Source organism: Vibrio sp. CDRSL-10 TSBA, assembly GCA_039696685.1.
Lineage (GTDB): Bacteria > Pseudomonadota > Gammaproteobacteria > Enterobacterales > Vibrionaceae > Vibrio.
The window spans coordinates 580,164-598,712 of record CP155566.1 but is presented as its reverse complement, the minus strand read 5'-3'; the positions used below and the strand labels follow the sequence as shown (position 1 = coordinate 598,712).

Sequence of the window (18,549 nt, the reverse complement as noted above, 5' to 3'; positions counted from 1 at the left end):
TTGGTTCAGTTTTGAAAACGGTTCTCGTCCGGCGCAATGTTTAAGATCTGCAGCGCGCCTTTCATAATTTCAGAAAAGACCGGACCGGCGACCGCACCGCCGTAATAGGAGTCGCCTTGAGGCTCATTGACCATCACCATCAGTGAAATACGCGGGTCGCTGACCGGCGCCACACCCGCGGTATAGGCAAAATATTCATCGCTGTAGCCACCGGCAATCGCTTTGCGCGATGTGCCTGACTTAGCGGCAATACGGTAACCCGGTACAGCAGCTTTGACAGCCGTACCGCCCGGCTGGGTCACGGTTTCCAGCATATCCAGCACTTTGCGCGCATATTTAGCGTCTACTACCTGGTGCGACAGATCGTCATCGTTACTGTCAATCAGATGTACCGGCTGGTATTTACCCAGGTTACCCAAGGTGGCATAAGCGTGCGCAAGCTGGATTGGGGTAATCGCCAGACCGTAGCCAAACGCCAGGGTGGCAATTTCAAACTGCGACCAGCGGCGGCGGTTGGGGAAAATACCTGTGGTTTCACCAACCAGATTAAGGCCGGACACTTCACCGAGGCCGACTGCATTATACATACTGAGCATATCCTGCAGCGGCATCCCGAGCGCCAGGTGAGCCACACCGACGTTACTGGATTTTTTCAGAATCATTTGCAGAGTGGCTTTACCGACTTTCGAGGTATCGCGCACCCGGCTGCCGCCGATGCGCATCACACCGTCGCCGGTATCGATAACGGTCTTTTCATCAGCGCTGCCGTTGGCAAGCGCCGCCAGTACCACAAACGGTTTGACCGTCGAAACCCGGCTCAAACGCATCGGTGATAACGCGGTTACGCATTTTAAAGCTCTGCCAGTCAGCACGGTTATTGGGGTTATACGACGGCGCGTTCACCATCGCCAGCACCGCGCCGGTTTTGACATCCAGCATCACCGCCGAGGCAGAGGTAGCACGATAATCGGCCATTGCCTGCTTGACCGCGCGAAACGCAATTGCCTGCAGACGCTGATCGATGGTTAGTTTGAGCGGCTTGCCCTCTTCACGCTCTTCGAGTGAGATGTTCTCAACCACGCGGCCATAGCGGTCTTTACGGATGATGCTCTTACCCGCTTCACCGGTCAGCCATTTGTCATAACTGCGCTCGACCCCTTCCAGGCCATGACCGTCAATGCCGGTCACACCTATCAGGTGCGCACTCACTTCGCCTGCCGGGTAGTAACGGCGTGACTCAGATTTCAGTCCGACTCCGGACAACTTGAGCTCACGAATGTATTTCGCCATCGCCGGGCTGACCTGGCGCTGCAGGTAGATAAAGCGCCGGGTTTGGTTGTCGGCGATTTTCTTCATCATCTCCTGACGGTCCAGCCCCAGTACATCAGCCAGCGCGTACCAGCGATCCTTTTCAACCAGACCGCCCTTTTTGTAAATCGTGGCCGGATCGGCCCATACCGCTTCGACCGGCACACTGACCGCCAGCGCTTCACCGTTGCGATCAGAAATAATACCGCGCGCCGATTCGAGAGTTTTGGCCCGCACCGAGCGCATATCCCCCTGACGGATCAGGTTATCCGGCTCAATGATCTGGATAAATGCCAGGCGCCCGACCAAAAGGCCGAATGCCAGCAATACAAAAAATACAATCAGATAGAAACGCCAGCGAATGAATGTCGGCGCATCGCTCGCACTGGCTTGAGGTTTGGATTTAGGGCTATCGGCAGACTTAGATTTAGACTTGGCGCTGTCTTTGGCTGGCTTTTTCGTCATTTGAGTTCAATCACTACTTCTTTGTCAGCATCAGGACGTTTCATTTTGAGGTCGTTTTGGGCCACTTCTTGCACCCGGCTGTGTTCCGCCAACGCCGTTTCTTCCAGAATCAGGTTGCGCCACTCGTTATCGAGGTGGTCACGCTCTTCCAGTACCTGATCCTTTTCCGTAATGGCCTGGCGGGTATGGTGGGTGGTGAACACCACCCCCATCGCTGACGCAAAAATCAGCACCAGCATCACCAAAGGCACCCGCCCGACCGTCAGCAGGTCGAGAGCGATAAGTTTGGCAAGGTTCGGCTTGGTTTGCGACATATTAACTATTTTTACCTGCTTTCAGCTCGTTGTTACCTGCTTTCAGGCTACTTGTGACCAGCTTTCAGCTCTCGTTATGGTTATCGGTTATGTTTAACTATTATGAGAATCTGTTATCAGAATCTGTCATAACAATGTCGGTGACTGGCCATCACAGTTTTTCTGCAATGCGCAGCACCGAACTGCGTGAACGCGGATTCATCTCCACTTCCTGTGGCGAGGGTTTAATCGCCTTACCGACAGCTTTCAAATTAGCGCTACCGAGCGCTTTGATCTGATCCTGGGTCAGTGGCAGGCCGTGCGGTACTTCCGGGCCCTGGCTCTCTTTACGGATAAAGCGTTTCACCATGCGATCTTCCAGCGAGTGGAAACTGATCACCGACAAGCGGCCTTCAGGTGCCAGAATCGAAGCCGCGCCTTTCAGGGCAGTATCAATCTCTTCCAGTTCACTGTTGATGTAAATACGAAACGCCTGGAAAGTGCGCGTCGCCGGGTGCTTTTTCTCTTTAAAGCTCTTTGGCGCCGCTTCAGAAATCAGCGCTGCCAGATGACTGGTGCGGGTCAGCGGCTCTTTTTCTTCGTTATCACGATGAGCAACAATCGCTTTGGCAATACGGCGCGCGTGCTTGTCTTCACCAAATTCACGAATCACCCAGGTGATGTCATCAAGATCCGCCTGCAGCAGCCACTCCGACACCGGCAGACCGGAAGTCGGGTCCATCCGCATGTCAAGCGGACCGTCCTTCATGAAACTGAAGCCACGTTCAGCATCGTCCAGCTGCGGTGACGAAACACCTAAGTCAAACAGCACCCCATCCACCTGACCGACTAAATCGTAACGCTCGGCGTATTCGGCAATACCGGAAAACGGACCATGCACTATGGTAAAGCGCGGATCGTCGATCTTCGCTGCTTCGGCGATTGCCTGCGGATCGCGGTCAATACTGAACAGACGGCCATTCGGACCCAGTTTGGACAAAATAGTACGGCTGTGCCCGCCACGACCAAAGGTGCCATCGATATAAGTGCCGTCCGGCTTAATCGCCAGGCCGTCGATCGATTCATGGAGAAGCACGGAAATATGTTGGAAAGATTCAGTCATAATGGTCTCATTTTGCGGGAACGCCCGTCAGTGTCTGTGAGTAGTGTACCGATTTCCCGCACTACTGCTACCCATAAGCATATACAGGACGTGACATTGCGCTAAGTTTAATGGTTTTGCGGTCGACTAAGTCAGTAAAAAGCAAAAAACCCATCATAACGTTGCCGTTATGATGGGTCTGAATAGGTGGAGCCGACGTATAAGCCGGGTTCTGTTCCGCTTGCGCGGTAGTAGCCATTCGTCTAGGCCAGCAATCGCTCACTGGCTCAAGCAACCTACCCGCTTCCTAACGCGAGCCACGCTGTGTGGAAGCCTATTTGGTCTTGCTCCGGGTGGAGTTTACCTTGCTACGAACTGTTGCCAGACGCACGGTGCGCTCTTACCGCACCCTTTCACCCTTACCTGATCCCTTACGGGCCATCGGCGGTCTTCTCTCTGCTGCACTTGTCGTAGGCTTGCGCCCCCCAGGCGTTACCTGGCACCCTGCTCTATGGAGCCCGGACTTTCCTCCCCCTTATCAGTCTCCCCAACACAAGGTCAAGGGACGTCAATAAGGCAGCGACTACCCAGTCAACTCCAGGCGCGAATTCTAGCGGCAACACCGGCCACTGTCTAGGAAGAATCGGGCTTAGTGCTGAAATTAGGCCCAAGTGGTCATTCCTGCAGCGATTTTTATGCCGTTTGCGGGATTAGCCCAGGTTGTCCAGCCCCCACTTATACAGTGCGTTCTTTTTCAGGTTGTAGATTTCCGCTGTGGCGGCGGCCGCTTTTTTCAGTGGCAGCTCTTTGACCAGAATCCCCAACGTGCGCAGCGCTTCTTCCGGCAGCGACTCTTCTGCACTGTCACGGTAGCCGTGGATCAGCAGCACCATCTCGCCCCGTTTGCGGTTATCGTCCTCTTCAATCCAGTCAATCAGCTCACCAAGCGGCAAACCCTGAATGGTTTCAAAGGTTTTGGTCAGCTCACGCGCCAGCACCACATCGCGATCCGGGCCGAGAATCTCCAGCATATCCTGCAGGGATTCGGTAATCCGGTGCGGCGATTCATAAAAGATGCAGGTCCGTTCGGCTTTGGCGATCTCGAGGAATTTATCCTTACGCCCCTTGCTCTTCGCCGGCAGAAAGCCTTCAAAGCTAAAGCGGTCAGATGGCAGACCCGAGGCACTCAGCGCGGTGATCACCGCACACGCACCAGGTAATGGCACAACTTTAACACCGGCCTGACGACACTGATTGACTAAATGGTAACCTGGATCACTAATGAGTGGTGTCCCGGCATCAGACACAAGCGCAATAGATTGCCCGGCCAGTAATTTCTCAACTAATACTTGAGCTTTTTGCTGTTCGTTGTGATCATGCAGAGCGAACGTCTTCGTTTGAATATTGAAGTGCGACAGCAGTTTGCCCGTGTGACGAGTGTCTTCTGCGGCGATAACGTCAACATTTGACAGCACATCCAGTGCCCGTTGGGTAATATCCCCTAGATTGCCTATCGGAGTCGGAACTATGTATAAAGTTGGGACTTCTGTCGGCAAGGTTTTGCTATCTGTCATTTGTTTACCATCACTTCAACGATTAATATAGAGACAATTTTACACGGATTAACGAAAGAACTCATGGCTATGAAAAACCATCAGAGACGCAGTGTACCACGCTTACTCACTCCCGTTGCATTAGCAATTACCCTGGCCGCCTGTTCGTCGACCTCAACCTCACCGTTGAAAGTCAACCTGACAGACGAGCCAAGCTTGCCGACCCAGGTCTATTTAATGCAAGCGGACAGCAGTCAAGGCAGCCTGCAAAACGACTGGTTGATCATGGCACTGAAAGCAGCACTGGCAGAAAACGACACCGCTCAGGCCGATCTGATTAACCGTCGCCTGAGCAAACAGACCCTGAGCCATTCGCAGCAGGCGGAATGGCGCCTGACCCACGCAGCGCAGCTGTTTAACGCCGGTCAGTACGCCGACGCCCTCAAGCAGCTGCAATTTGCGGACGACTGGAAACTGGCCGAGCAGCAGTGGCAGCAATACCACCAATTGCGTGCCGATATCTTCACCGCGCAGGATCGCAGCTTTGATTCCAGCCGCGAGCTGGTTGCGCTATATGATTTCGTCAATCGCGAGCAGTATGAAGCCTTATCCGACCAGATCTGGACCAACCTGAGCCGCTACTCTGCCCAGGACATCACCAAGCTCTCGGCCGGTGCCGATGAAGCGGTACTGGACGGCTGGCTGCAACTGGCTGTGTATGTCAAAACGCTGGGCAGCGATCTGCCTCAGCTGAAGAATACCCTGGAAAAATGGTTGCAGGAGAATCCGGATCATCCGGCAGCACGCTATACCCCGCAGGCGATTGAAGATATCCTTAACCTGGAAATCGTCAAGCCTAAGCATACTGCGCTGCTGCTGCCGCTGAGTGGTAAATTCTCCAAGCCGGCACACCAGATCCGCGATGGCTTCATTATGGCGCTGATGAACGATGAACAGCGCGATCCGCAAGCGACGCTGACCATCATCGACACCAACAGTGAAACCCCGCAATCGATCGATGAAACCCTCATCAACAACAAGATTGATTTCGTGGTCGGCCCGCTAATTAAAGACAACATCGAAGCGCTGCAGAAACATCAGCAGCAACGCGGTCAGACTATTCCGGCTCTGGCGCTCAATATTCCGGATGAGGTCGAAGAAGGCGCTGACACCTGTTACCTCGCCCTATCACCCGAGCAGGAAGTCGAGCAGGCGGCCAAGCATCTGTATGATCAAGGCTACCGCTATCCATTAATTCTGGCTCCACAAGGCAACTACGGTCAGCGTGTGGTTGAAGCTTTTGACCAGGCATGGAAACAGTACAGCAAACATAAAGTCGCGGTCAGCCAGTATCAGGATCGCCGTCAGCTGCAACGCAACATCAATAACGTGTTTGGTCTGCAGGACAGCCAGCAGAATATTGCTCAGATGGAATCTCTGCTGGGCATGAAGATGGAAAGCCAGCCGCGCAGCCGTCGTGACATCGACGCGGTGTACATCGTCGCCAACAGTGCTGACCTGACCCTGATTAAGCCATTCATTGAAGTGGCGATTAACCCGGATACTCAGCCACCAAAACTATTCTCGAACTCAGCCAGCAACAGTGGCGGTCGCCAATATGAAGATCTGAGCGGTGTCAGCTACAGCGACATCCCGCTGCTGATTCATCCGGATGAGAAGATTGCCGAGCAGATGGAAAAACTGTGGCCGGACTCTTCCAACGCCGAGCGCCGTTTACAGGCCATGGGTATGGATGCCTACCAGCTGATGGTTGAACTTCCGCAGATGAAAGTCGTCCAAGGCTATACTATCCAGGGCCAGACCGGTGTGCTGGGCATTGACGATAACTGTGTCGTACAGCGTGAAATCAGCTGGGCTGACCATGGGGCTCTTTAGCCGTCTTAAGCCAGTCAACCGGCGTCAGCAAGGGCAGAATTACGAACAGGCGGCAGCAGATTATCTGCGCCGCCACGGCCTGATCCTGATTGAGCAAAACTTTCAGGTTAAGGCCGGTGAACTGGATTTGATCATGCGCGACAATGACACCCTGGTGTTCGTTGAAGTGAAATACCGCCATGACCAACGCCACGGCCACGCTGCTGAAACCGTAACCAGACAGAAGCAGACACGCTTGATCAAAGCAGCAAATTGGTGGATGCTCAAACAAGGCCTGAGTGCCGACCACACCAGTTTTCGATTCGATGTCGTGGCCATTCATGATAACGGACGCCAGATTGACTGGATAAAAAATGCAATCACCGAAGGATAATCGATGCTAGACAGCATTAAAGACAGTTTTACCGAAAGTATTCAAATTCAAATCGCCGCAGCAGAAGCGCTGCCGGATGCCATCATGCATGCCGCTCAGGCGATGGTCGCGACCCTGCTCAATGGCAACAAAATTCTGTGCTGTGGTAACGGGGGATCAGCCTCAAACGCGCAACAGTTTACCTCTTGCCTTATCAACCGTTTCGAAACTGAACGCCCGAGTCTGCCCGCCATGGCAATGACCGCTGATAACACCACCCTGACCGCGGTCGCGAACGACTACCACTATCAGGAAATCTTTTCCAAACAGGTGCGCGCATTTGGTCAGCCAGGCGACATTCTGCTGGCGATTTCCACCAGCGGTAACAGCCAGAACATTATTAAAGCGATGGAAGCGGCGGTAACCCGTGACATGACCATTATCGCCCTGACCGGCAAAGACGGCGGCGAGATGGCCGGCCTGCTGGGTGAAAACGATGTGGAAATCCGCATTCCTTCGCACCGTACCGCCCGAATTCAGGAAGTGCACATGGTCACCCTGCACTGTTTGTGCGACTTGATCGATCAGGTTTTATTTCCCGCTCACGAAGAGTAAGTTATGAAAACATTACGCCTATTTTCTGTTTTACTGGCTCTGGTCTCCCTGTCGGGGTGTGCCGGATTGTTCATCGCCGGTGCCGCGACCACGGTCAATATCGCCACCGACCCGCGCTCCACGCAAGAGATCTGGAAAGATAACAATCTGGAACTCGACATTACCGGTCTGGCCAATAAAGCGCCGTACCAGCATCAGATGCGTATCACCGCCAAATCCTACCGTGGTACCGTGATTCTGATCGGTCAGTCACGTACTGAAGATATGCTGCGCCAGTTTGTCGGCCAGGTCGAGCAGCTGCAAGGTGTCAAAGAGCTGCATAACCAGGTCAAAATCAAACAGCCACTTTCGTTTGGCGAGATCAGCAATGACAGCTGGATCACCACCAAGGTGAAATCCGCTTTGCTGGCGAAATCTGAGCTGAATGGTGTCAAAGTGTCAGTGATTACCGAAGACAGTGAAGTGTATTTGTTCGGCTATGTCAGCCGTGAGCATGCCGCTATCGCCACCGATGTGGCGCGCAATATCTCTGGTGTCACTCAGGTTATCAAAGCGTTTCAGTACGCGGACTAAACGCTGAGCGGCTCACGCAGATTAGCCCCGCTTCGGCTTCGGCTTCGGCTTCGGGCATAACAAGATAACCCGTGCGGCAATCAAGATATACATATTGAGACATAGATATAAATCGAGACATAAAAAAAGCAGCGTATTGACGCTGCTTTTTGTTTTCTGGTTGTTTTTCTGCGGCTAACTTGCCACTGCAATGAACAATTACCCTGAGGTTATTTCACCACACGCAAGCTGGGTTTGCCTTTGGCCGGACGAGGCGCTTCTTCCTCATCACCGGCTTGCTCGCCATCATCCTCAACCGCCGCAACCGATACATCAGTCAGCGCCGGTTCAGCAGGGCTCTCATCCTGCACGTCTTCTTCCGGCAGTTCCAGGTAAGCCTCTTCAGGCTCGAACATGGTACCTGCGCCGTTCTCACGTGCGTAAATGGCCTGTACGGCATAAATAGGGACGATAACCTGATGCGGACGACCACCAAAACGGGCGCTGAATGTGACCGCTTCGTTACCCAGTTCCAGGTTACCGACCGCACGTGGCGCAACATTAAGAATGATCTGACCGTCCTGTACGTACTCCATCGGAACACGTACACCAGGCAGAGTGGCATCAACCACCAGATGAGGCGTCAGTTCGTTATCCAGCAGCCAGTCATAAAATGCACGGAGCATGTATGGCCGGCGCGGAGTCATTTGCTCGATATCCATTACTCAGACCTTAACGAGACAGACGCATCTCGCGTTCTGCTTCAGTCAGAGAAGCCAGGAATGAATCACGTTCGAACACACGGTTCATGTAAATTTTCAGCTCTTTAGAACCCGGGCCGACCAGTTCAATGCCCAGAAACCGGCAGACGCCACAACAGCGGAGCCAGGTAGCAGTCGATCAGGCTGAACTCTTCGCTCATGAAGAATTCGTATTCAGCAAATACCGGACCCAGAGTCAACAGGTCAGTACGCAGAGTGGCACGCGCAACTTCCGCTTCTTCAGCAGAACCCGTCACGATTTTGTTCGCCAGTGAGTACCAGTTACGTTCGATACGGTAAATCATCAGACGGCTGTTACCACGGGCAACCGGGTAAACAGGCATCAATGGCGGATGAGGAAAACGCTCATCAAGGTATTCCATGATGATTTTTGAATCGTAAAGCGCAAGCTCACGGTCAACCAATGTTGGTACTGATTTATATGGGTTCAGATCAAGCAGCTCAGCAGGCAGACTATTGTCATCAACCAGCTCAACCTCAACACTGACACCTTTTTCAGCCAGCACAATACGCACCTGATGGCTATACATATCTGACGCACTAGAAAATAGAGTCATCACAGAACGTTTATTGGCAGCTACAGCCATGGAGCCCTCCAGCACACACTTACAAATATAAAAAACAATGGAGGCTAAGCCTCCATTGATGATTCGATGAATCAAGAATTAGCACGACATAGTAGCACAATTAGTGCACATCACGCCAATACTCTTTCTTAAGCAGCACAACAACTATGGTCAACAGCACCAGGAAGGCCATCACCCACCAACCCATGCTCTGACGCTCGAGCTTGACCGGTTCACCGGAATATTCCAGGAAGTTCACCAGGTCACGGACTGCGGTATCAAACTCGCCGCTGCTCAGTTCGCCGTTACCGCGTGATTGGGTGCCCACCACAGTACGCACTTCTTCACCGTTCACCATATGGGTACCGAATACCGGATCCGGAATGCCTTGCAGCTCTTCCAGTACGTGCGGCATACCGACACTCGGGAAGACAATGTTGTTGACCCCGAACGGGCGACTCGGATCGGCATAGAAAGAACGCAGGTAAGTGTACAGCCAGTCAACCCCGCGCACGCGGGCCACCAGCGTCAGATCCGGAGGCGGCGCACCGAACCACTTGGCCGCAGACTCTTCCGGAATCGCGTTTTCCATCAACGAACCAATTTTGGTTTGCGGATCAAAAATCAGATTCTGTTTCATCAGATCGGCCGGAATCCCCAGGTCAGTAGCAACGCGCTCATAACGCTGATACTGAGTCGAGTGACAACCAAAACAGTAGTTCATGAACAGCTTGGCACCACGCTGCAGAGAAGCCGTGTCAGTCAGGTCATTACCGGCTTTATCCAGATGTACGTTAGCCCCGGCTGCCATCACCAGCGAAGGCAGCATGGCAAACAAAATTACAATCCATTTTTTCATTTGAATGTCACCCTCTTCGGTAATGGTTTGGTTGCTTCGTTTTTACTGTAGAAGAACAGCAAGACGAAGAACATGAAGTAACCCAGACTAAAGATGCGCGCCAGCAGAGTATAAGTCGGCGTCGCTGGCAGCGCGCCCAGAATACCCAAGGCAATGAAACAAATGGTAAATTGAATAATGTTCACCAGGTGGAACTTACTGCGGTAGCGGTAAGAACGCACTTTACAGCGGTCCAGCCACGGCAACAGGAACAGCACCACAATCGATGCACCCATCGCGATAACGCCAATCAGTTTGTCCGGTACCGCACGCAAAATGGCGTAGAACGGAGTGAAATACCAAACCGGGGCGATATGCTCAGGTGTTTTGAGCGGGTTAGCTGCTTCAAAGTTAGGCGGCTCAAGGAAATAGCCACCCATCTCCGGATTAAAGAACAGCACATAACAGAACAGGAACAAGAAACCTGCCACACCAACCAGATCTTTTACCGTGCCGTAAGGATGGAAAGGAATCGAATCAATGATGTCGTATTTCTTAGTGTAGTACTCATGGAACTTGAACTGGCTCTGGTAATCGTCACCCATTGAGCCTTTTGGCAGCTTGGTTTCAATACCATCCGGGTTATTTGAACCCACTTCGTGCAGCGCCAGAATGTGCAGCACAATCAGCAGCAGCAGCACGATCGGCAGCGCGATCACGTGCAGCGCAAAGAAGCGGTTCAGAGTCGCACCTGAGATCACGTAGTCACCACGGATCCATAAGGTCAGATCATCACCGATGACCGGAATGGCACCAAACAGGGAAATGATCACCTGTGCACCCCAGTAAGACATCTGACCCCATGGCAGCAGGTAACCCATAAAGGCTTCTGCCATCAGCGCCAGGAAGATCAGCATACCGAAGATCCACAGCAGCTCGCGCGGTTTCTGGTACGAGCCGTAGATCAGGCCACGGAACATATGCAGATAAACCACCACGAAAAACGCCGACGCGCCGGTCGAGTGCATATAGCGCAGCAGCCAGCCGTATTCGACATCACGCATGATGTATTCGACTGAGGCAAACGCCCCTTCACCGGACGGCACATAGTTCATTGTCAGCCAGATACCGGTCAGGATCTGGTTCACCAATACCAGCATTGCCAAGGAACCGAAAAGGTACCAAAAGTTAAAGTTCTTCGGCATCGGGTATTCAGACAGGTGCTTTTTGTACGCATTCATTGCGGGCAGGCGTTTTTCCACCCAATCAAGTAGTGCTTGCATTATGCCTCCCCGGTTTCATCAAGACCGATAACCATACGGGTATCGCTCAGGTACATGTACTTAGGAATGACCAGGTTGAGTGGAGCAGGTACACCCTGGAATACACGGCCCGCCATGTCGAACTTAGAACCATGACAAGGACAGAAGAAACCCGATTTAACACCTTGCACTTGTTCACTAAAAGAGTCCGGTAAATAGGTAGGTGAACAGCCTAGGTGGGTACAGATACCAACCGCGACAAAGTATTCAGGTTTGATCGAGCGGTAGGTATTTTGGGCGTAGTCAGGTTGTTGATCTTCTTCAGAATTTGGATCGCGCAGTTGATCGTCGTGCTGTTTAAGGCCATCGACAATTGACTGCGAACGACGTACAACCCAGACCGGTTTACCACGCCATTCGACGCGAACCATTTGCCCCTCTTCGAGTTTACTGATGTCAACTTCGACCGGGGCGCCAGCGGCTTTCGCCTTGGCACTTGGGTTCCACGATTTGATAAAAGGTACAGCCACAGCAGCCGCTCCCAACCCGCCGACCACTGCTGTGGTAGCGGTTAAGAAACGTCTGCGACCGTTATTTAAAGGCACATTGCTCATCCAGACATTCTCCCATTTGCTCCTTGCGGATTCCTGTTATTCCTCTCAAGAGCATGGCTAACAAAATACGTTTATAATTGTATGTATTTGATGAATGAGCATAAATAAAACCCTACTTTTTGACAAGATAAAGCTACCTTTTGCTAACATCAGTGCGGCGTTTCGCACGTCAGGTCACAAAAGAAGCAGAAGGGAGAGAAAACCAACAGAAGGACGCTGTGAGAAAGCGCAGCATTGCGCGGCGGGAGAAGAGCGAAAACAGTCATATTTTCTGACAAATAAGCTGCTAACTATCTAAAAAACCTGAATTTAAAGCGAATAATCTGAATTTAAAGCGAAAGCCCTGTATTGCAGACACAAAAAAGCCCGGTAAAAACCGGGCTTTTCGATCCACAATCCAGCCAGGCTGGAAAGCGAAACTCTTTTCGTAGTGAAAAGATTAACGCTTAGAGAACTGTGGACGACGACGTGCTTTACGCAGACCAACTTTCTTACGTTCAACGCGACGAGCGTCACGAGTAACGTAGCCAGCTGCACGTAGAGCAGGACGTAGAGACTCATCGTATTCCATCAGAGCGCGAGTGATACCGTGACGGATAGCACCTGCCTGACCAGAAATACCACCACCAGAAACAGTGATGTATAGGTCTAGTTTCTCAACCATCTCAACTAGCTCTAGAGGCTGTTTAACAACCATGCGAGAAGTTGGACGACCGAAGTACTCATCAAGGCTACGCTTGTTGATTACGATGTTGCCGCTGCCTGGTTTAATGAAAACACGCGCAGCTGAGCTTTTGCGACGGCCAGTGCCGTAGTATTGATTCTCTGCCATTTCCGAAATCCCCGATTAGATGTCTAGTACTTTAGGTTGTTGAGCAGCATGGTTGTGCTCAGCGCCTGCGTAAACTTTCAGCTTACGGTACATAGCACGGCCTAGAGGACCTTTTGGAAGCATACCTTTAACCGCTAGCTCAAGTACCATCTCTGGCTTACGTTCAATCAGCTTCTCGAAGCTAGTTGACTTAAGGCCACCTGGGAATTCAGTGTGACGGTGGTACATCTTGTCTTTAGCTTTGTTACCAGTTACAGCAACTTTCTCCGCGTTTACGATGATGATGTAATCACCAGTGTCAACGTGTGGAGTGTATTCAGCTTTGTGTTTGCCACGTAGGCGAGATGCAATTTCACTTGCTAGACGGCCAAGAGTTTTACCTTCAGCGTCTACAACGTACCAGTCGCGTTTTACAGTTTCTGGTTTAGCAACGAAAGTTTTCATGCTAATAATAACCCGTTTAATCAAATTTACACTTAAAGGAGCGTATACGCTCCCACTGTCTAAGAGCCCAGTCATCACCCCTTCGAGTGGGTGGCACTCTCGGTCTTAAAAAGACCTGCAGTAACGGTGGGTCGCAGGATTATAGAGAAGAGAGAAGAAAAAATCACCTCTTTTTGCTTAAAAAACTCATTTTTTTAAGCCCTGCGCCCTCTTTTTTCGGGCTGACGCCCGATGTTTTTTTTAGGCTTATGCCCAATAGACAGCGGAATGAATTACGCGAGATGCTCGCGAGCCAGATATTCATGGCTCTGCATTTCTGTCAGCCTTGACTGACAACGCTTAAATTCAAATTCCAGCTGGCCCGAAGTATACAGATCTTCGAGCGCAACTTCTGCAGAAATTATCAGTTTTACATGCCGTTCGTAGAATTCATCGACTAAAGCGATAAAACGGCGTGCCGCATCATCGATAGTACGCCCCATCTGCTCCACATCCGCCAGCAACACAGTGTGATACAAACGTGACATTTCTATATAGTCATTCTGGCTGCGCGCGGTCTGACACAGCTGGGCAAACGTGGCATGCAGCACGCCATCGCTGGCACCAAGCACATCAATGCGGCGATGATTGATCTCAATTTGATCCGCTTTCGCTTTATCCTGGCCGACCAGCTGAGTGTAATACTGCTGCAGATTGCTGCGCGCCTGGTCATCAAGCGGGTAATGGTAGATTTCAGCCTGCTGCAACGTCCGCAAACGGTAATCCACTCCGCTGTCGACATTCAGCACATGACAATTGGCTTCAATCAGGGCGATCGCCGGCAGGAAGCGGGCGCGCTGCAAGCCGTTGCGATACAGATCGTGCGGCGGAATATTGGAAGTGGCGACCAGAGTCACGCCACGCAGGAAACAGCGCCTGGAACAGCGTACCGAGGATCATCGCATCGGTGATGTCTGACACGAAAAATTCATCAAAGCAGATGATCACCGCCTCATCACGGAATTTATCCGCCACGATCTCTAAAGGATCGCCGACATCACCCAGCTGCCTGAGCTCATCATGCACCCGATACATAAAGCGGTGGAAGTGGACGCGCATCTTTTTCTCGGTCGGCAGCGCCTCATAAAACGTATCCATCAGATAAGTCTTACCGCGCCCGACGCCACCCCAGAAATAAAGGCCTTTCGGCGGCTTCGGCACCACCTCTTTTTTGCCGAGTAACTTTTGCCAGCGTGAAGGTCGTACCACTGGGGTATTAATGAAATCGATTACCTGATGATGCAAGGCATCCAACGCATCAACCGCGCGCGCCTGCGCTTCATCCCTTTGAAAATCAGATCGTTTTAGATCTTGCTCGTATCGCTGCTTTGGTGTCATGACAGTCTGCTAAAAAAATGAGGGGCAAATTCTGACGGTTAAAGGGTGTGCTTTTTGCTTTATCCGCCAACAGTCTCATAGTAACATGTCCCTTGAACATGTGTAACCAATCAGTGAAAAACATGTTAAATAACAACAATAAGGAGCAGTTATGCCTTGGATATATGCCATTGTGGGCTTGCTAGTAGGACTCGTTGCAGGGATTGTAATTGCTCGCCTGACGACCCCTCAATATAAGTCCCAGAAGACCCTACAGAAAGATTTAGACAGCGCTAAGTTTGAAATTGAACAGCATCGCCAGGAGCTGGCGGACCACTTCGCCCAGGCGGCGGAGATGCTGGATACACTCGGTAAAGATTACACCAAGCTTTACCAGCACATGGCCGCAACCTCTTCTGAGCTGCTGCCAAGCTTGCCTGAGCAGGACAATCCGTTTGTGAAAAAGATTGCCCAGCATAAGGAGAGCGACACAACATCATCAGCCAGCAGTGACGAAACGTTCGAGCAGCCGCCGAAGGATTACGCCCAAGGCGCGACCGGCCTGCTGAAACCAGAAGAGAAAGCCATCATCCGCTCTTCTGAAGTGGTCAGTGCCAAAGCGAGTTAATCGCTCGATATTGTTTTTCTATAAACGATAAAGCTCTGTACACGCTTCGTCTCTGTTGACAAAGCATCACTACACATAATGCGTCACCGCACACAATCGATTTGTGGCCGGTGACGCATTTGTTTTAACTGAAGCTGTCTTTTAAGTATGCATACGCTATCGGTAATGCTGTGCTTGTTGCTTAACCATCGTTTTTCGCCAGTCCATCACTTTTCATTAATAATATCGCTGTGCAGTAAATGAACTTTGCTCATGTTTTTTAGTCATAACCCTCACTGAGCCTGTTGAATTGTCATTGTTTGACACAAATATAACAACAGCCAGACGTTAATCTATGAGGAGTTTTATGATGAAAAAACCTTTGCTTGCCTTAACCGTCCTGTCTCTAAGCTTAAGTTCCATCATCGCCCCACTACCGGCCTCCGCCGCCCTGCCTTTATCTGTCAACGGAGAACAGGTTCCCAGCCTGGCCCCAATGCTGGAAAAAGTCACTCCGGCCGTGGTCAGCATTGCGGTTGAAGGCACTCAAGTCTCTCGCCAACGTATTCCAGACCAGTTCCGTTTCTTCTTTGGCCCTGACTTTCCGACTGAACAATTACAGGAACGTCCGTTCCGTGGCCTTGGCTCCGGCGTGGTCATCAACGCCGACAAGGGCTATGTGGTCACCAACTACCATGTGATTAACGGCGCGGAAAAAATTCGCGTCCAGCTGCATGACGGTCGTGAGTATGACGCCGAGCTGGTCGGCGGCGACCAAATGGCCGATATCGCCCTGATCAAACTCGATAAGGCGAAAAATCTGACCCAAATTAAGATTGCCGATTCCGACAAGCTGCGGGTCGGTGATTTTACCGTCGCGATCGGTAACCCGTTTGGCCTTGGCCAGACCGTCACGTCAGGTATTGTGTCGGCACTGGGCCGCAGTGGTCTCAACATCGAAAACTTTGAAAACTTCATCCAGACCGATGCCGCGATCAACAGCGGTAACTCGGGTGGCGCGCTGGTCAACCTCAATGGTGAACTGATTGGCATCAACACCGCGATTCTCGGCCCGAACGGCGGTAACGTCGGGATCGGCTTTGCTATCCCGGCCAACATGATGAAGAACCTCACCGATCAGATACTCGAATTCGGCGAAGTGAAACGCGGTATGCTCGGCGTGCAAGGTGGCGAGATCACCTCTGAACTGGCGGAAGCACTGGGTTACGATTCAAGTAAAGGCGCGTTCGTCAGTCAGGTACTGCCAGACAGCGCCGCAGATAAAGCCGGTATCAAAGCCGGGGATATCATTACCTCGGTCAACGGCAAGAAAATTGATACCTTTGCTGAACTGCGTGCCAAAGTCGCCACCCTGGGCGCGGGTAAAACCGTTGAACTGGGTATCGTGCGTGACGGCAAGTCGCGCAACTTCGATGTCACCCTGGGTGAACAGAGCAACGCCAAGACCAAGGCTGATAAACTGCATGAAGGCCTGACCGGTGCTGAGCTGAGCAACACCACAGACCAGGATCCGATAGAAGGGGTCAAAGTGACCAGCGTGGAGAAAGACTCTCCGGCGGCCAACTACCAGATCGAGAAAGATGACATCATCATCGGCGTCAACCGCAAACGAGTGAAGAACATCGCTGAACTGCGCAAGATCCTGGAAAAAACACCGAATGTACTGGCGTTGAACATCCAGCGTGGTGATCGTTCTATCTATCTGGTGGTTCGTTAAGCTCAAGCTTTCGTTCGATGACAGCCGTCCGCGGCCGTCACTAGTGATAAATTTATTTGAAAAGGGCAGCTTTGTTACGCTGCCCTTTTGTTATTTCAGCCGGTAATGCTATTCTTCGGATTCGTTACCAAACTGCCCTAACGCAAGTCAGGTTGTTGAAATCGTTATCCGATCGAAAGCGGGCAGAATCGAATTAACCCACGCGATGCCGAGCAGGTACTGTTTTATCCCTGACTCACAACCAGTCCCTTCGCAGCATACGTGGAATCTCTTTATTTTCGTCATCGACTAACCGTTTGGGGAATATATGCTGAAATTTCTGGGTCGCTCGGTCGGACTTGGGCTCGTCACCGCTGCAGTGGTGGTGTTTGCTGTGCCTTCACTGCGTCATCACGTGATACCACCATCGGCGCCCAAACCAGCCAATATTGCGTCACTGCAAATCTCATTCAATCAGGCCGTACGCCGCGCCGCGCCTGCCGTGGTCAATATCTACAGCCGTAAATATTCCGAGAGCGACAAATCCAAACTCTCCACCCAGGGGCTGGGCTCGGGGGTTATTGTCAGCGAGAAAGGCTACATCATTACCAACTATCATGTGGTTGCCCAGGCAGACCAAATCATTGTTGCGCTGCAGGATGGCCGGGTTGCCGCAGCCCAGTTAGTAGGTAAAGACCGCCGCACCGATATCGCGGTACTGCGGGTCGACGGCACCAACCTGCCGGTCATCCCGCAAAATCCGAACTACCAGGCTGAAGTCGGTGACGTGGTACTGGCGATTGGTAACCCGTATAACCTCGGTCAGACCACAACGTTCGGCATTATTTCCGCGACCGGCCGCTCCTCAATCAGTGCCGATGGCCGCCAGGCTTTTATTCAGACTGACGCGGCCATCAACGAAGGAAATTCGGGTGGTGCGCTGGTCAATACTCAGGGCGAACTGGTCGGCATCAATACCGCTTCATTCCAGCAAGCGACTGAACTAGAGACTTACGGCATTTCATTTGCCATCCCGTTCGCGCTGGCGCACAAAATCATGGACAAGATCATCGCCGACGGCCGGGTCATCCGCGGCTATATCGGCGTTGACGGCCAGGACATTAACTCAATGACCTCAAGGCTGCTCGGCAGCGAGCATGTCGGCGGGATAGTGGTGCTGGGCATCGACCCGAACGGCCCGGCCGCCAAGGCCGGATTTCAGATCCGCGATGTCATTCTTAAAATCGACGGCAACAAGATCAACGGCCGCCAGAAACGTGATGGATACCGTGACCGACCTGCGTCCGGGCACTGTGGTCGAATTTACCCTGCTGCGCAAAGGCAAAGAGATGACGGTACCGGTCACGATTGCTGAAGACAGCCGTGAATAGCTTA

At 51.9% G+C, this 18,549-nt stretch carries 15 protein-coding genes, 1 other RNA gene and 4 pseudogenes; 7 read left to right on the top strand and 13 right to left on the bottom strand.

Going from position 1 to position 18,549, the window contains the following annotated elements; all coding sequences use genetic code 11:
* Positions 1-5 precede the first annotated feature (5 nt).
* The 5 genes and pseudogenes from ABDK09_10285 to rsmI form a co-directional block, all read right to left on the bottom strand.
* Positions 6-1,773 (bottom strand): annotated as a pseudogene (locus ABDK09_10285) (penicillin-binding transpeptidase domain-containing protein).
* A complete protein-coding gene (gene ftsL / locus ABDK09_10280; GenBank protein XAW89939.1) occupies positions 1,770-2,087 on the bottom strand; it encodes a cell division protein FtsL in 318 nt (105 codons plus the stop codon). Before ftsL ends, ABDK09_10285 begins: the two are co-directional and overlap by 4 nt.
* Before the next feature lie 151 nt (positions 2,088-2,238).
* Positions 2,239-3,189, bottom strand: a complete 951-nt coding sequence (gene rsmH, locus ABDK09_10275) for a 16S rRNA (cytosine(1402)-N(4))-methyltransferase RsmH (GenBank protein ID XAW89938.1) — start codon at positions 3,187-3,189, stop codon at positions 2,239-2,241.
* A 184-nt stretch (positions 3,190-3,373) separates the two neighbouring features.
* Positions 3,374-3,767, bottom strand: an RNA gene (gene rnpB / locus ABDK09_10270) — RNase P RNA component class A.
* Between the two features lie 111 nt (positions 3,768-3,878).
* The gene (rsmI, locus tag ABDK09_10265) at positions 3,879-4,742 is read right to left on the bottom strand and encodes a 16S rRNA (cytidine(1402)-2'-O)-methyltransferase (GenBank protein ID XAW89937.1); all 864 of its coding nucleotides are present in this window, start codon (positions 4,740-4,742) and stop codon (positions 3,879-3,881) included.
* A 69-nt stretch (positions 4,743-4,811) separates the two neighbouring features.
* Here rsmI and ABDK09_10260 point away from each other — a divergent pair, with 69 nt between their 5' ends.
* Genes ABDK09_10260 through ABDK09_10245 form a run of 4 tightly spaced genes read left to right on the top strand, consistent with a single transcriptional unit; the run spans position 4,812 to position 8,157 of the window.
* On the top strand, positions 4,812-6,617 hold the full coding sequence (locus tag ABDK09_10260) for a penicillin-binding protein activator (protein ID XAW89936.1): 1,806 nt from the start codon (positions 4,812-4,814) through the stop codon (positions 6,615-6,617).
* On the top strand, positions 6,604-6,990 hold the full coding sequence (locus ABDK09_10255; protein ID XAW89935.1) for a YraN family protein: 387 nt from the start codon (positions 6,604-6,606) through the stop codon (positions 6,988-6,990). Before ABDK09_10260 ends, ABDK09_10255 begins: the two co-directional genes overlap by 14 nt.
* Before the next feature lie 3 nt (positions 6,991-6,993).
* Positions 6,994-7,584 carry a phosphoheptose isomerase gene (locus ABDK09_10250; GenBank protein ID XAW89934.1) on the top strand — a complete coding sequence of 197 codons (591 nt, stop codon included), beginning with the start codon at positions 6,994-6,996 and terminating at the stop codon, positions 7,582-7,584.
* A gap of 3 nt (positions 7,585-7,587) precedes the next feature.
* Positions 7,588-8,157, top strand: a complete 570-nt coding sequence (locus ABDK09_10245; GenBank protein XAW89933.1) for a BON domain-containing protein — start codon at positions 7,588-7,590, stop codon at positions 8,155-8,157.
* A gap of 209 nt (positions 8,158-8,366) precedes the next feature.
* Here ABDK09_10245 and sspB read toward each other — a convergent pair whose 3' ends face one another.
* The 8 genes and pseudogenes from sspB to zapE form a co-directional block, all read right to left on the bottom strand.
* Positions 8,367-8,858: a ClpXP protease specificity-enhancing factor gene (sspB, locus tag ABDK09_10240; GenBank protein ID XAW89932.1), complete on the bottom strand. Its 492-nt coding sequence runs from the start codon at positions 8,856-8,858 to the stop codon at positions 8,367-8,369.
* Positions 8,859-8,868: 10 nt separating this feature from the next.
* A pseudogene (gene sspA / locus ABDK09_10235) lies at positions 8,869-9,505 on the bottom strand (stringent starvation protein SspA).
* A 100-nt stretch (positions 9,506-9,605) separates the two neighbouring features.
* A complete protein-coding gene (locus ABDK09_10230; GenBank protein ID XAW89931.1) occupies positions 9,606-10,343 on the bottom strand; it encodes a cytochrome c1 in 738 nt (245 codons plus the stop codon).
* Positions 10,340-11,605 (bottom strand): cytochrome bc complex cytochrome b subunit, encoded by a 1,266-nt coding sequence (locus ABDK09_10225; protein XAW89930.1) that lies wholly within the window; start codon positions 11,603-11,605, stop codon positions 10,340-10,342. Before ABDK09_10225 ends, ABDK09_10230 begins: the two co-directional genes overlap by 4 nt.
* Positions 11,605-12,198 carry a ubiquinol-cytochrome c reductase iron-sulfur subunit gene (petA, locus tag ABDK09_10220; protein ID XAW89929.1) on the bottom strand — a complete coding sequence of 198 codons (594 nt, stop codon included), beginning with the start codon at positions 12,196-12,198 and terminating at the stop codon, positions 11,605-11,607. The genes ABDK09_10225 and petA overlap by 1 nt, the downstream gene beginning before the upstream one ends.
* Positions 12,199-12,637: 439 nt before the next feature.
* Complete coding sequence (rpsI, locus tag ABDK09_10215; protein ID XAW89928.1) at positions 12,638-13,030, bottom strand: 30S ribosomal protein S9; 393 nt, start codon at positions 13,028-13,030, stop codon at positions 12,638-12,640.
* A 15-nt stretch (positions 13,031-13,045) separates the two neighbouring features.
* Positions 13,046-13,474, bottom strand: a complete 429-nt coding sequence (gene rplM, locus ABDK09_10210) for a 50S ribosomal protein L13 (GenBank protein ID XAW89927.1) — start codon at positions 13,472-13,474, stop codon at positions 13,046-13,048.
* A gap of 272 nt (positions 13,475-13,746) precedes the next feature.
* A pseudogene (gene zapE, locus ABDK09_10205) lies at positions 13,747-14,851 on the bottom strand (cell division protein ZapE).
* A gap of 151 nt (positions 14,852-15,002) precedes the next feature.
* Here zapE and zapG point away from each other — a divergent pair.
* The 3 genes and pseudogenes from zapG (at position 15,003) to degS (ending at position 18,545) form a co-directional block, all read left to right on the top strand.
* The gene (gene zapG / locus ABDK09_10200) at positions 15,003-15,458 is read left to right on the top strand and encodes a Z-ring associated protein ZapG (protein ID XAW89926.1); all 456 of its coding nucleotides are present in this window, start codon (positions 15,003-15,005) and stop codon (positions 15,456-15,458) included.
* 349 nt (positions 15,459-15,807) lie between these two features.
* Positions 15,808-17,175 carry a Do family serine endopeptidase gene (locus ABDK09_10195; GenBank protein XAW90717.1) on the top strand — a complete coding sequence of 456 codons (1,368 nt, stop codon included), beginning with the start codon at positions 15,808-15,810 and terminating at the stop codon, positions 17,173-17,175.
* Positions 17,176-17,482: 307 nt separating this feature from the next.
* Positions 17,483-18,545, top strand: a pseudogene (degS, locus tag ABDK09_10190) (outer membrane-stress sensor serine endopeptidase DegS).
* Positions 18,546-18,549: the final 4 nt, after the last annotated feature.